15 protein-coding genes are annotated in these 13,674 nt (G+C 62.1%); 8 read left to right on the top strand and 7 right to left on the bottom strand.

The annotated features are described in order from the left end of the window. Positions 1–33 precede the first annotated feature (33 nt). Together ACFSM5_RS04800 and ACFSM5_RS04795 are read right to left on the bottom strand one after the other, a co-directional pair. On the bottom strand, positions 34–1,056 hold the full coding sequence (locus tag ACFSM5_RS04800; protein WP_379875113.1) for an extracellular solute-binding protein: 1,023 nt from the start codon (positions 1,054–1,056) through the stop codon (positions 34–36). A gap of 425 nt (positions 1,057–1,481) precedes the next feature. Continuing rightward, positions 1,482–2,450 carry a MurR/RpiR family transcriptional regulator gene (locus ACFSM5_RS04795; RefSeq protein WP_379875112.1) on the bottom strand — a complete coding sequence of 323 codons (969 nt, stop codon included), beginning with the start codon at positions 2,448–2,450 and terminating at the stop codon, positions 1,482–1,484. Between the two features lie 51 nt (positions 2,451–2,501). Between ACFSM5_RS04795 and ACFSM5_RS04790 the strand changes: the two genes are divergently transcribed. The 6 genes from ACFSM5_RS04790 to ACFSM5_RS04765 all read left to right on the top strand — a co-directional run bounded on the left by ACFSM5_RS04790 (position 2,502) and on the right by ACFSM5_RS04765 (position 5,947). Next, positions 2,502–3,200: a helix-turn-helix transcriptional regulator gene (locus ACFSM5_RS04790; RefSeq protein WP_379875111.1), complete on the top strand. Its 699-nt coding sequence runs from the start codon at positions 2,502–2,504 to the stop codon at positions 3,198–3,200. 95 nt (positions 3,201–3,295) lie between these two features. Continuing rightward, positions 3,296–3,904: a glutathione S-transferase family protein gene (locus ACFSM5_RS04785; RefSeq protein ID WP_379875109.1), complete on the top strand. Its 609-nt coding sequence runs from the start codon at positions 3,296–3,298 to the stop codon at positions 3,902–3,904. 123 nt (positions 3,905–4,027) lie between these two features. After that, positions 4,028–4,429, top strand: coding sequence for a DNA-binding transcriptional response regulator (locus ACFSM5_RS04780; protein WP_379875107.1), 402 nt, complete (start codon positions 4,028–4,030; stop codon positions 4,427–4,429). Positions 4,430–4,553: 124 nt separating this feature from the next. Then, the gene (locus ACFSM5_RS04775) at positions 4,554–4,715 is read left to right on the top strand and encodes a hypothetical protein (protein WP_379875106.1); all 162 of its coding nucleotides are present in this window, start codon (positions 4,554–4,556) and stop codon (positions 4,713–4,715) included. A gap of 97 nt (positions 4,716–4,812) precedes the next feature. After that, the gene (locus tag ACFSM5_RS04770) at positions 4,813–5,244 is read left to right on the top strand and encodes a DoxX family protein (protein WP_379875105.1); all 432 of its coding nucleotides are present in this window, start codon (positions 4,813–4,815) and stop codon (positions 5,242–5,244) included. Between the two features lie 70 nt (positions 5,245–5,314). After that, entirely contained in the window at positions 5,315–5,947 is a 633-nt protein-coding gene (locus ACFSM5_RS04765; protein ID WP_379875104.1) for a TIGR02466 family protein, read from the top strand. A 132-nt stretch (positions 5,948–6,079) separates the two neighbouring features. On the opposite strand, the gene mgrA is transcribed toward ACFSM5_RS04765, so the two are convergent. From mgrA to ACFSM5_RS04750, 3 genes are all read right to left on the bottom strand, one after another. Then, complete coding sequence (gene mgrA / locus ACFSM5_RS04760; RefSeq protein WP_379875103.1) at positions 6,080–7,123, bottom strand: L-glyceraldehyde 3-phosphate reductase; 1,044 nt, start codon at positions 7,121–7,123, stop codon at positions 6,080–6,082. Between the two features lie 236 nt (positions 7,124–7,359). Continuing rightward, positions 7,360–8,391 carry an isopenicillin N synthase family dioxygenase gene (locus ACFSM5_RS04755; protein WP_379875102.1) on the bottom strand — a complete coding sequence of 344 codons (1,032 nt, stop codon included), beginning with the start codon at positions 8,389–8,391 and terminating at the stop codon, positions 7,360–7,362. A gap of 18 nt (positions 8,392–8,409) precedes the next feature. After that, complete coding sequence (locus ACFSM5_RS04750) at positions 8,410–9,723, bottom strand: O-acetylhomoserine aminocarboxypropyltransferase/cysteine synthase family protein (protein WP_379875101.1); 1,314 nt, start codon at positions 9,721–9,723, stop codon at positions 8,410–8,412. A gap of 620 nt (positions 9,724–10,343) precedes the next feature. Here ACFSM5_RS04750 and ACFSM5_RS04745 point away from each other — a divergent pair. Further along, complete coding sequence (locus ACFSM5_RS04745) at positions 10,344–11,546, top strand: MFS transporter (RefSeq protein WP_379875100.1); 1,203 nt, start codon at positions 10,344–10,346, stop codon at positions 11,544–11,546. Here the strand turns inward: ACFSM5_RS04745 and ACFSM5_RS04740 are convergent. Together ACFSM5_RS04740 and ACFSM5_RS04735 are read right to left on the bottom strand one after the other, a co-directional pair. After that, entirely contained in the window at positions 11,528–11,815 is a 288-nt protein-coding gene (locus ACFSM5_RS04740) for a putative quinol monooxygenase (RefSeq protein WP_379875099.1), read from the bottom strand. The genes ACFSM5_RS04745 and ACFSM5_RS04740 overlap by 19 nt on opposite strands. A 133-nt stretch (positions 11,816–11,948) precedes the next feature. Beyond that, on the bottom strand, positions 11,949–12,260 hold the full coding sequence (locus tag ACFSM5_RS04735) for a BON domain-containing protein (RefSeq protein WP_379875098.1): 312 nt from the start codon (positions 12,258–12,260) through the stop codon (positions 11,949–11,951). A 169-nt stretch (positions 12,261–12,429) separates the two neighbouring features. Here ACFSM5_RS04735 and ACFSM5_RS04730 point away from each other — a divergent pair, with 169 nt between their 5' ends. After that, positions 12,430–13,482, top strand: coding sequence for a TauD/TfdA family dioxygenase (locus ACFSM5_RS04730; RefSeq protein ID WP_379875097.1), 1,053 nt, complete (start codon positions 12,430–12,432; stop codon positions 13,480–13,482). Positions 13,483–13,674: the final 192 nt, after the last annotated feature.

Below are 13,674 nucleotides of genomic sequence, written 5' to 3'. Positions count from 1 at the left end.
CGCACCGGCCAGCCCCTGGAAACTCAAGGACTATTAATTGTCGAAACCGACCCTGTCGACAAGCTGGCTTGCCTTCTTGCGGTTGGCCGAGATCTGGGTCAGCGGCAGACCGTCGATATTCAGCGTACCGGCCGAAGCGATGATCGGGTCGATCTTCGCGCCCGGCTTCACCGGATATTCGTAGTTGGCTTCGGCGTAGATCTTCTGCGCTTCGTCCGAGACCAGGAATTCCAGCAGCTTCACGGCTTCGGCCTTGTTCGGTGCGTGCTTGGCGACAGCGGCGCCCGACACGTTGACCTGGGTCCCGCCATTCTTGAAGGTCGGCAGCACGACGTTGATCGCATCGCCCCACTTCTGCTGATCCGGGCCACCCTTGCCGCTGCGCATCAGACCGACGTAGTAGGAATTGGCAATGCCGATCTGGCAGAGGCCACCCAGGATGTCGCGGGCAACTTCACGGTCGCCGCCACCAGCCTTGCGGGCCAGATTGGCCTTCACGCCGGTCAGCCAACGTTCGGCAGCTTCTTCGCCATTGTGGGCGATGTAAGCAGCGATCAGGCCGGTATTATAGGGATGGTTGCCCGAACGGATGCAGACCTTGCCCTTCCACTTCGGATCGGCGAGATCTTCATAGGTAAAGGACTTGAGGTCGAGCTTCTTGTCGACATAGAGCACTCGGGCGCGGCTCGACAGGGCGAACCAGTTACCCTGCGGATCGCGCAGAGCAGCCGGAACGGCAGCTTCGAGAGCGGCGCTCTTCACCGGCTGGGTCAGGCCCTTTTCGACGAGATCGACCAGATTGCCGAAATCGACGGTCATCAGAACGTCGGCGACCGAGCTGGCGCCTTCAGCAGCCACGCGCTCAGCAACACCGTCTTTCAGGAAAATCGTATTGACCTTCACCCCGGTCTTCTTGGTGTAGGCATCCAGCAGCGGAGCGACAAGGCCAGCTTCGCGGGCGGTGTAGAGATTGACTTCGGCAGCCTGCACACCGGCGGTGACGGAAACAGCCATTGCGCAGCTGAGCAGCGCCAGCTTCAGGGATGATGTCTTCACGTATATCGCTCCTCTCGTCTCTGGATGTGCCTTAGTGGCACCAACCTGGAGCGGAACAACCACGCCTGATTGTAGCAGTAAACGAGATTACTATTTAGAAGCACTCTAATTGATAAATTAGCAAAATTTCTGCTTTATCAATATTGCGACCGCGTCTCAAACTTACTGACGCAAAGCGAGGTCAATGCGATCAATAATGATTATTATTTCGCGCCAAGCCCGGCGCAGAAGATTATGCCACCACACGCAGAGCAAGGTTTTTTTCTACTACAGTGGCCGTTTACCTCGCGGCCGCCCCATTCAGCCTGCAGATGATGGCCTTGTTGCTGGAGGGGAAATCAAAGAAAAAGCCCCGCCGAAAATAATCGCCATCAGCCGATTCAAGAATTGAGTCAGATATAAAAAATTAATCGAATTAACTATTTCTATATCAGGGGGAATTCGGCCAATGCAGCGCCCACAGCGGTCAGAAAAGCCATGCCGCTGTAGCGATCCAGGCGACCGCCCAGGGTCTTACGCAGATCGTTGAGGCGTTCCAGTTCCGAAACCGCCCTGCCCCGATTGATGGCGGCAAGCCCCAGCATGATCGCTTCGAGATAAACGAAGGTCGCGCCCTGCAGAGCGACCGTATCGGTCCGGTCCTGCCCGACGGGAATTTCCACGTCCGCGCGGCGGGCCAGCCGCTCGTCCTGGCTGCCGACCATCATGACGACGGGCAGCTTCAGGCGCCGCGCCTCTGCCAGCACCACCAGCGACTCGCGGTAGGCTCGACCATAGGTCAGCATCAGGATGGCGTCGCCTGCCCGTAAGCCCAACAACTGGTCGGCCAAGGCGCTGCCTGTGGCATCGAGCACATGGGTCGCATGGCCGTTGCGGGCCAGCAGAGCCCCGGCATAACCGGCCAGAAAAGCGGACGAGCCCAAGCCAAAGACGACGATCCGCTGTGCCTTGCCCAGCAGCGTCGTCGCGGCGGAAATACGCTCGCGCACTTCGGGGGACTGCATGGCGGCCAAAGCCTGTCCATGGGCGCCCGCCACCAGATCCACTGCATTCTCCGCCCGGCGGTCGATGGCAGCCAGGGTCCGGTTCAGACTTTCGGCAGGGCTGACAGTCTCGCCAAAAAAAGCCGCCAGCGCCTCTTTGAGATCCGGTAACCCGGCAAAGCCCAGGGCCTGGACAGCGCGCACCACAGTGGCGTCCGAGGTGCCAATGGCTGCTGCCAGTTCGGCCGCCGACATATTCATCGACTCCAGCCGGTTGGCATCAAGGTAGGCGGCAACCTTCTGCAAGGCGGGCGAGAGCTTGCGGCTGCGCCCGCGCAGACGCTCACCCAGGCGGTCTGCCCGTGTTTCACCCTGCGTGTCGCCCATCGGCGTCATCTTGATGTCGTTCATGGCGCCCTGCCGTCTCTACCTTTGTAAACACCAAATGGTACACTGGCAGGCATGAGCCGTACCAGTCGCCTGTTCGATCTGATCGAGACACTGCGCCGCCATCGAACGCCGGTGACGGCAGCCCATCTTGCGCAGGAGATGGGGGTCTCCCAGCGTACAATCTACCGTGACATTCAAACTTTGATCGGCATGGGCGCCGCCATCGATGGGGAGGCGGGTATCGGCTATCTGTTGCGCCCCGGCTTTTTCATGCCCCCGCTGATGTTCACGCCCGAGGAATTGGAGGCGTTGGTGCTGGGGGTGCGCTGGGTCTGCAAGCAGGGTGACGCGACCCTGGCCGATGCCGCCGAAAATCTGCTGGCCAAGATCGCCACCGCCGCCCCAACCGACCTGCGCGACCAGATGGCGGATACCGGCCTCTGGGCGCCCATGGCGGCGGGCGAGGCGGCGCAGAGCCCGTTGCTGAAAGACCTGCGGGAGGCGATCCGCCATGAAACGCGCCTCTCGATCCGCTACAATGATCTGCAAGGCAGCGCGAGTGAGCGCATCATCTGGCCCTTCGCCCTGGCTTATTTCCAGCGCACCCGGATTCTGGCGGCCTGGTGTGAACTGCGCCAGGGGTTCAGGCATTTCAGGACGGAACGGATCGAAAGCCTGGAGCCTGTCGCGGGGCGCTATCCGCGCCGTCGCGCCGCCCTGGTACAGGCCTGGCGCAAGGAAATGGGGTTCGACGCACATCTACTGACATAATCTGTCAGCAGCAGGATGCATGATCCGGTCATCGAAACGGCCTCAAGTAGCGCAAAGCGCGATAGGCCAACAAAAATCCGAACCGGAGAAATACCATGCTGACGCTCTATTATCATCCCGAGTCCCGCGGCCTTGCCACCCTGTGGCTGCTGGAGGAACTGCAGGTTCCCCATGAGGCGAAGGTGGTCGATATCCGCGGCGTGGACGGCGCCCCTGAGAGCTATCGGGCGATCCATCCGCACAAAAAGGTTCCGGCCATCGTCCATGACGGCGTCACCATCATCGAGCGGTCCGCGATCTCGATCTATCTGGCCGACCGCTTCCCGAAGATGGGGCTGGCCCCGGCTTTTGATGACCCGATGCGCGGCCCCTACCTCGCCTGGACGGTCTATAATTCCGGCGTGCTGGATCCCGCTCTGTCCGCAACGGCTTTGGGCTGGAACTATGACCCGCGCACTGTGGCTTTCGGTGCCTGGGACGAGGTGGTTGCTTATGTCGAGCAGACCTTGAAAGACAATCCCTATATCGCCGGCGACCGTTTCACGGCAGCCGATACCCAGATGGCGAGCAGCCTGCACTGGGGCATCAATATCTTCGGGAAGATCCCGGCCAAGCCGGTCTTCAAGGATTATCTGGCCCGCATCTACGAGCGCCCAGCCTTCCAGAAAATCGTCATCGGCGCGCAAAACGCATCGGCAGCCTAGCGGTTCTGTTGCACCCCATCTAAACCAGTAGCCTAAGCCAACGGCCTAAGCCGGCGGCTTAGGCCAAGGATTAGCCGTCCCGCCGACTAGCCTGCCACTAGACAGCGGCGCAGGCTGACATCCATGAAAAACCTTATCGCCTTGATCGACAGCAATGCAGTGGCCGCACGCGGCCTGCAACTGTCCCTGGAAGACGGCGGCCACCAGGTAGTTCTGGGGTCTGACGCCGACGAGATCATGGGCAGACTGAATCACGCGACTCCACTCGCCCTTGCCCTGGCGGAGCAGTGGAACAGCGGGCCGCGCAGCGGTCTGGCCGAGGCACTGGATCTGCGCAGTCGCATCCGACCTGATATGCCGATCATCGTTCTCGCCAGCCGCTTCGACAATCACGACAGCCTGAAGGCGACCGTCCCCGGCCTCACTATCGTTCTGACACCAACAGAGCCCTCAGAGATTCTGGCGACCGTCGATAAGGCACTGGCAGAGATCGACAGGACTCGCGCTTTTAACGCGGCTGATTGAAGGTCTCACTTTCCTAAAATTGAAACATTTGACAAAAGATCAACTCGGAACGAATTTTCTGTCCCGATTAAACGCTTCACCTACTTTTGGTTGAGCGTTGCCCAATCAGACAGACTCTACTGCAATGCAGCCCATCAGACGCATCAGCTTTTACGAACTCTTTTTCCGACGCTCGCCGGGCAAATTTAGCGCGTCCGATCTCTGGCTGATTCTGGCAGCCAGCGCGGCCGTCTCCCTGGCCGTTCTGCTGACAGCCGCAGGCCTGGCCATCGCCTTCTATCGCTGACCATCGCCCGGCCTAATTGCGAATAACTCTCACTATCCAGAAATCGCCATATTCTGCCCGCTTCATCCCGACAGCTTAAGCAGAGGAGGCAAAATCTATGAGCGGACGTCTGATCATTCCGGCCCTGGGGCCGCTTTACGCAACCCTCGCCAACCCGGCGGAAACCCTGCTGCGGGTGGTCTGTGGCGCCTTGCTGATCGTGCACGGCTGGCCGAAGATCCAGAACCCGACCGGCGCCGCCGGGATGGTGGAGCGCATCGGCTTCGCCCCCGGGGAATTCTGGTCGGTGCTGCTGTCGATTTCCGAGTTTTTCAGCGGGATCTTCCTGCTGATCGGCTTCCTGACCCGCCCGGCCGCCGCCGTCGCCACCATCATTCTGCTGGTGACGGTCTATTTCCACTGGATCGTGGTCAGCCAGGGCTATGCGGGGTCGGAGAAATCGATCCTCTGGGCCGCCGTCACGATCTTCTTCATGATCCATGGCGCCCGCACCCATTCGGTCGACAACGCCTTGAAAAAAGAAGTCTAACCAGATACGCAACTCCTCGGGCGCTGGGCTGCGGTATGGCGCAACAGCATGGCACCTGAGGAGCCATTCCTTGGAAATCAGAAATCTTTTCGCAACGCCGCTGATCGTCAGCCAGCTTGCGCCCGATACGCCGCTGGTCGCCGATCTGAAACAGGCGATCCTACGCCGGGCCGACACAGTCCCCAGCGTCAGCCACAGCAATGATGGCGGTTGGCAATCGGCAGGCGATTTCCTCGATTGGTCTGGCGAGGCTGGAGCGGCCCTGATTGACGCCGTGCGCCAGATGATCGATCAGGTGACGGTGGTCTGGGAGGGTGGCGCGCTGACCAGCGATGCCCTCGATTGGCATATCGGTGCCTGGGCCAATATCAACCGCCGAGGCAACGGCAACGCCCCGCACGTCCATCCCGGCGCCTATTGGTCGGGCTGCTTTTATGTGGATGACGGCGGGATCGACGGGCGGGACGACCAGGGCGGCGCCCTGGAGTTCAGCGACCCGCGCGGCCCCTTGCCCCTGATGGCCGCCCCCACGGTGAAGGTCGGCCTGCCCGGCTTTCTGACGGCGGGCCTGGGCGAGCGGCTTTATCCTAAGATGGGGATGCTGGTGCTGTTCCCGTCCTGGCTGCAGCATGCCGTCACCGCCTATCACGGCGACGGCACCCGCATTTCGGTGGCCTTCAATTTTTCGCTGAAGCTGGGGTAGGTCGCTGGTTGCGTCCCAAGCAAGAACCGTCATCCCAGGGCTTGACCCTGGGATCTTGTGTGGCCACGCCGTGTCGAGATAACGGCGGAAGGAGATCCCGGGATCAAGTCCCGGGATGACGTCAGTTTTGATTTACACCTTCTGATCGGTCGAGGGCTTTTCCCAGAGGTTGACCCCGCCGTCGATGGCGTATTGGTCGATCTCGGTCAGTTCGGCAGCGGTGAAGGACAGGTTCTTCAGGGCTGCGACATTCTCCACGATCTGTTCGGGCGAGCTGGCGCCGATCAGAGCCGTAGTGACACGCGGGTCCCGCAGCACCCAGGCCAAGGCCATCTGGGCCAGACTCTGGCCGCGCTTCCTGGCGATCTCGTTCAAGGCACGGACACGGGCGAGATTCTCGTCCGACAGATGGTCGTCTTTGAGCGAACCGCCGCCTGCATTCTTGACGCGTGCGCCATCGGGAACGCCGTTGAGGTACTTGTTCGTCAGCAACCCTTGCGCCAGCGGCGTGAAGGCAATGACGCCCGCGCCTGCCTCTTGCGTCGCATCCAGCAGACCCTTTTCGATCCAGCGGTTGAACATATTGTAGGAGGGCTGGTGGATCAGCAGCGGAACCTTCAGGTCGGCCAGCAGCTTGGCCATTTCCCGCGTTTTGCCCGCCGAATAGGAAGAGATACCGACATAGAGCGCCTTGCCCTGCTGCACGGCCGTCGCCAGCGCGCCAGCCGTCTCTTCGAGCGGGGTGTCGGCATCGAAACGGTGGGAATAGAAGATGTCGACATAGTCGACGCCCATGCGGCCCAGGCTCTGATCCAGGCTGGCGAGCAGACCTTTGCGCGAGCCGCCGCCCTTGCCGTAGGGGCCGTCCCACATGGTCCAGCCCGCCTTGGTGGAGATGATCAGCTCGTCCCGGTGCGCCTTGAAATCTTCCTTCAGGATGCGGCCGAAATTGGTCTCGGCACTGCCCGGCGGCGGACCGTAGTTATTGGCGAGGTCGAAATGGGTGATCCCGAGGTCGAAGGCCTTGTGCAGGATCGCGCGCTGGCGATCGATAGTCGTGCTATCGCCGAAATTATGCCAGAGGCCCAGGGACAGCGCAGGCAGATCGAGACCGCTACGCCCGCAACGGCGGAAGGTCGCGGACTCGTAACGGTCCGCAGCAGCTTGATAGGACATCGGATGTCTTCTTATCAGGGGAGGAGGGATGAAGACCCTAGGCCCCGAATGAGGGGGTTCGCAAGGGGCCGATTTGTGACGGGTGTGGATGAATTCCGTCATCCCGGTGCTCGATACCGGGATCTCCTCCGGGAGCCTGTCCAGTTCCAACTAAGGCCACGAGGAAACGCACCCGGAGGAGACCCCGGGATCAAGTCCCGGGGTGACGGCTAAAGGAAAGCAACCCCGCCTAGCCCTCACCCATATCCGCCCGCCTGTCCCGCCTTTATCCCAAACTTCGCCGCCAGGGCCGCATGATGGCGTTCCGTTACATCGGGGTGGGAGCGCAGGCGGCCTTTCAGGCGGTTGCGCCCGACCTCCCGGAACAGGGGATTATCGGGATCGCGCTCCGGTCCTTTGGCCTCCGCTGCCAGTTCCGGTGGCAGATTCAGCAGCGGGACGGTCGAATCGAGCCGGGCACCCAGGAAAAACGCGATGGAAAGCCGGTCGGTACCGGGCGGGGGCGCCACCACCTTATGGACGTTTGCCCGCAGATAGCCGTCGCTCGCCATTTCCAGCGTCTCGCCGATATTGACGACCAGAGCGCCGGGAACCGGGGTGGCGTCGATCCAGCCATCGGCCCCCTCCACCTGCAAGCCCCCGCGTTGATGCTGAAGCACAAAGGTCAGCAGGCCGCTGTCCTTATGGGCGCCGACGCCTTGATCGGTCGCCGCCACATCGCGGCCGGGATAGCGGATCAGCTTGATCAGTTGATCCGGCGCCCCGCGATAGATCGGCTCGAAAAAATCCTCCCGCTCGCCCAGCGCCACGGCGAAGAGGCCCAGCAGCTTGATCGCCAGGGCGGTGAGATCGGCCTGGAGGCGCAGCACGTCGGGCTTCAGATCCGGCAGGGCCTGCGGCCATTGGTTCGGCCCCTCCAGGATCGACCAGGCGGGACCACCGGGCGGCGGGGCGGGACGTTCGGCGGCGATATCGATCTGCTCGCGCCAATCGGCGGCGCCGCGTGTGCGCTCCCACCCCACCCGGGTATAGCCCCGAAAATGCGGGGAATTGACCATCTCGATGGCCAGCTTGTCGGCATCGGGCAGATCGAAAAACTGGCGGGACAGGCCGAACAGCCGCTCGATCAGCCCCGCATCCACCCCATGGTCGACAAGGTAGAAGAACCCAACCTCCCGCGCAGCACGGCGCAGATCGGCAAGGAAGCTTTCCCGGTCCGCCGCGAGCGACAGGATCGGCAGGGTCGTGGTGGGGCTTTCGAGCGGCATATCGGCCTTCCCTTTGGTTCAGGCGGCGGCGCGCTGGGTAACGCGATCCAGGGCCTGGGACAGATCGGCGAGGATATCATCGATATGCTCGATCCCCACCGACAGGCGCACATAACCTGGCGAGACACCACTGGCGATCTGTTCGGCGGCGGTCAGCTGCGAGTGGGTGGTGCTGGCCGGATGGATCGCAAGGCTGCGGGAATCGCCAATGTTCGCGACATGGTAGAAAAGCTGGAGGCCGTCGATGAACTGCTGGCCGCCCTCGCGCCCGCTCTTCAGTTCGAACCCCACAAGGCCGCCATAGCCGCCCTTCAGGACCGCATCGGCCCGACGCTTGGCCTCGCCGGTCTGCAGGCCGGGATAGATCACCTTGGCGACCGCCGGATGTTTCGCCAGGAAGTCGGCCACAGCCGCGCCATTGCGGGCATGTTCGCGGATACGCAGCGGCAGGGTCTCGACACCCTGGATGATCTGGAAGGCGTTGAAGGGGCTCAAGGCCGGGCCAAGGTCGCGCAGCAGGGTCACCCGCAGTTTCAGGATATAGGCGATGGGGCCGAGCGGCTTTGCCGCCTGCGCCCAGACCGCGCCGTGATAGCTGGGGTCCGGGGTGTTCAACGCGGGCTGACGGGCTGCGTGCGCCTCCCAATCGAATGTCCCACCGTCGATCACGAGACCGCCGATGGAGGTGCCATGGCCGCCGATATATTTCGTGGTGGAATAGACGACGATGGCCGCGCCATGGTCGAACGGCCGGGCCAGCAGGGGGGCGGCGGTATTATCGACGATCAGCGGAATGCCCAGCGGACGGCCGATATCGGCCACCTCTTTGATCGGGAAGACCGCAAGCTTCGGGTTGGGCAGGGTTTCGGCGTAATAGGCGCGGGTGCGCTCGTCCGTGGCTTTCCGGAAATTTTCCGGGTCGGACGGATCGACGAACCGCACTTCGATCCCCTGGTTCTTCAGGGTATTGGCGAAGAGGTTCCAGGTGCCGCCATAGAGGTCGGTCGAGCTGACGATATTGTCGCCCGCCACCGCCAGATTCTGGATCGCCAGCGCCGATGCCGCCTGACCTGATGCCACGGCCAGAGCCGCCGCACCGCCTTCGAGAGCCGCCAAGCGCTCCTCCAGCACCGCCGTGGTCGGGTTCATGATGCGGGTATAGATATTCCCCAGTTCCTTCAGCCCAAACAGGTTCGCGGCATGGTCGGCGCTGTGGAACTGGTAGGAGGTGGTCTGATAGATCGGCACCGCCACCGCGCCGGTGGTCGGATCGGCGCGGTGTCCGGCATGCAGAGCCAGGGTTTCAGGACGGAATGCGGGCGTCTTGGACATGGCGAAACTCTCTCAAAAAATAAAGGAAGCAGACAGCGGGCGTCAGGGCGCCGGATGCGCGAACGTCAGAGACCTTGTGCGACGGAACTCAGTCGCGACAGCGGACCCTGGCGGAAAAATGGGAAATCGGGCGACGGGGCAATGTCATCATCGGGTCTCCGTTACGAAAACCACGGACATCGCTGCCGTGGCGCTTTAGCGTTTGGTAACGCGGGGCAAGCTGCTGCTTTCAAATCACCGCGGCCCGACGGGTTACATCGGACAGATCCATCTAAGGGCTTTGTTCAGGGGTGGTCAAGCGGAATAAAACTAACGATCCGTGATATGAAAAAATATACGTGTAGTTTTTGTTTTTTTAGATGAGACCCCGTCAGTTCGTCATCCCGGACCTGATCCGGGATCTTATGTGGCCGCTCTCCGTCCGATTCTTTGACGCGGCTCGTCTACACGAGATCCCGGCTCGGGGGCCGGGATGACGGGATCTTTTTGAAGCGCTCTCGGGAACAAGTTGGGGATGACAAAAAGGGGCGGGTGGCATGACAAAAGGGTGGGTGCCGTCGCCACACGAAACAGGCTAGTAACGTTCGACCAATGCAGCTTAACCGAGACTGGAGACCCGGATGTCGATGCAGATACTGCTGTTCTACTGCGCGATGCTGGTCTCCAATCTGTTCCGCGGGCTCTTCATCGTCACGATTGCCTGGGGCGCCTTGGTGGTGAGCGGAAGCATCGCCGCTTCGGGTCAGATCTTCGTCATCAATCAGATCCTGAATGTGGTCGCCGGTCCCGGCTTCGGGACCCTGGTCGACCGGCTGAACCGGCGCTTCAGCGTCATCCTGGGACAAGCGATTGTCGGGCTGTCGACAGCCACACCCTTTGTCCTCTGGGCGCTAGGGATCGAGCTGCAGTTCTGGCATCTGGCGCTGGTCGCCTTCTGCAACGGGTTCGGCCATCTCTTCGCCGCAGGCGCGCTCGATGGGATGCTGCAGTCGCTGATCCCGGTGGAGAAACGTCCGCAGGCGGCCTCGCTCACCAATGGCATCCGGCAGGCATCAATGGTCGCGGGCGCGGGTGGCGGCGGTTATGTCATCCATTTGCTGGGCCTGCCGAGCGCCTTCCTGATCGGCAGCCTGCTGTGCCTGATCACCATCAGCTGCATCGCCCTGCTGCCGACGGTGCCGGTCGCCAAGAAGGCACGCGGCTATGCGGCCTTCATGGGCGAGCTGAAGGAGGGCTTCGTCTATTTCCGCCAGTCGGGCGAACTCGTCACCCTGGCGCTGGTCAGCGCGCTCGGCATGTCCGCCGGTCAGTTGAGCAACGCCCTGCTGCCAGGCTTCATCAAGCTGATCGCCGAGGGAGACAGCGGACTATACGGCCTCGTCGATGCCGGATGGTCGGTCGGCGGCGTGGGTGTGGCTTTCCTTGTCGGCTTCCTGCTGCGCCGCTTCGCCCTAAAAGGCTGGGAATATATCCTGCTGGCGGGCTTAGGCGTGACGAGTGCGCTGTTCAGCTTCCTGGAGGTGCCGGTAACGCTGGTCATCGTCCATGGGCTTATGGGGGCGGCTTTCTCCGGCTCCAAGATCTTGGCGGACGGTCGCTTGCTGCAGATCTGCCGCGAAGACATGATGGGCCGGGTGCGCGCGAATGTGCAGATGGCGACCAGCCTGCTCGGCATCTTCGTCTATCTGTCGCCCACATATCTGTCCGGCCTGACGGCGCAGCAGCTTTATTTCGGCTGGGGCGTCGTGCTGGTGCTGGCGGGCCTGGGACTGTTTGCGGCGCGCAGAAACGCCGTTCCGGCTGCTCAGACCGGGGTTAGCTGATCGATCACGGCGTCGGCGATCAGCTCGCCCGCGCTGCGCTGAAAACGCTGCATGGCTTCGCCCGTCATATGGGCCTGCCAGTCGGCGTGGGTTTCCCAGCTTTCGACGAAGATCACCAGCCCCTCCCGCTCGTTGGAGCGGTGCAGCTCGTACTTGAGGCAGCCTTTTTCCTGTAGGGTCTCGACAACAAGCTGCTGCTGCGCGGCGAGCAAGGTCTCGGCATGGCCCGGTCGGGCCTGAACCTTGGCAATGATGGTAAGTGACGGCATTACGGACAGCGTCTCCCCTGGTCTTGAGGCATCAGCTTCGCACAAAAAAAACGGCGTTTACCAGGGGAGCCTGATAAACGCCGGTTAGTGGCGCGGCCTTCGTGAGGGAGGCCGCCAATCGTTCTTATCTTCTTTATTTCACGACGAGATTATTCTTCACGGACTTGACGCCCGGCACGTTGGCGGCGACCTGACCGGCCTTGGCCTTCGAAGCGGCGGTGTCGACAAAGCCCGACAGCTGCACTTCGTCCTTGAAGGTTTCGACACCGATCTGCAGCGACTTCAGGCCCGGTTCTTCCAGGATCGCGGCCTTCACCTTCGCGGTGGTGGCCGACGCTTCGATGTACTCGCCGGTGCTTTCCTGCGTCGGGGTCGAGGTGCAGGCCGCTGTGGCGGTCAGCAGGGCGACGACAAGGAACGGGCGGATCAGAGCTGCGGTCTTCATGGCGGACACTCCCTTTGCGGAACTTCTGCGCCCTTCCGATGGTTGGAAGCGGCGTGCGTCTGATCAACGCTGCCCCAAAAGGAAGGTTCCATACCGCAAGCGCGGCTATTCATTTTTTTCCGAACCGCCTAATTTATCGCCACCTCAATCAGCCTTGTGGATTTCAGTCATGAGCCTGCCCCCCGCCCAGATCACTGGCCCCTCCGCCTGGTATGGCCCCGACATGGCCCAGCGCAGCGCGGAATGGATCCGGCCGTTCACCGCCGCTGAAATCGCCGAAATCGCAGCCGTGGCCGGACCGCTGGCGGAACAGCAGGTCGAGATCGCCAGCCTGAGACAGGCGGACTTCCCGCTGCCGACCCTCGGTCCGATATTGGCGGATCTGAAGCAGGAGATTCTGGAGGGTCGCGGCTTTGCCCTGCTGCGCGGTCTGCCGGTGGCGGACTGGGGGCTGCGGATGGCGGCAACCGCCTTCTATGGCGTCGGCCTGCATTTCGGCCGGGCGTGCTCGCAGAATGGCAAAGGCCATGTGCTGGGGCATGTGCAGGACCTGGGGCTCAGCTCCAAGGACCCGAACGTCCGCATCTATCAGACCAGCGAGCGCCAGACCTTCCATACCGACAGCTGCGACATTGTCGGCCTGCTGTGCCTGAAGCAGGCCAAGCGCGGCGGACACTCGGCGCTCGTCAGTTCGGTCACGATCTATAACGAGATGATGAAGCGCAGCGACCTTGCCCGCCATCTCTTCGCGCCGCTGGCAACCGACCGCCGGGGTGAAATCGCCCCAGGCGAGAAGCCCTATTTCGAAATCCCGGTCTTCAACTGGCATGCGGGCCTGCTGTCCGCGATCTACCAGCGGCAATATATCGACAGCGCTCAGCGGTTCGAGGATGCCCCGCGCCTAAGTGCCGAGACGGTGGCCGCGCTCGATCTGTTCGATGCGCTGGCCGACGATCCGGCCCTGAACTTCGAGATGGTGCTGGAGCCGGGCGATATTCAGCTGGTGCATAACCACAATCTGCTGCACGACCGCACCGGGTTCGAGGATTGGCCCGAGGATGCGGAGAAGCGGCATCTGCTGCGCCTGTGGCTTTCCCCCGAAGATGCTCGCCCCCTGCCCGAAGTCTTCCGCCAGCGCTTCGGATCGATCGAGCCGGGACGGCGTGGCGGGATTATCCTGGAGGAGACCAAGCTCGTCGCGCCGATGACGGCGCGGGGGTAATCCCCAACTCCCCAAAAAAGCTGTCATCCCGGACTTGATCCGGGATCTTGTGTGGGCGGACCGCGTCGAAATTCGGGCAGAGTTCTGCCACTCGAGATCCCGGATCAAGTCCGGGATGACAGTTCTTGTTTAAGCCGCCGGGCTGACCCACCCGGCGGAAAGGGCCTCAAGTAGGGCGAAGCCCGGTAGGCC

The sequence above is a fragment of the Lacibacterium aquatile genome, from assembly GCF_042683105.1.
GTDB lineage: Bacteria > Pseudomonadota > Alphaproteobacteria > Elsterales > Elsteraceae > Lacibacterium > Lacibacterium aquatile.
The sequence above is the reverse complement of the archived record's forward strand: the minus strand, read 5'-3'. Positions and strand labels throughout refer to the sequence as shown.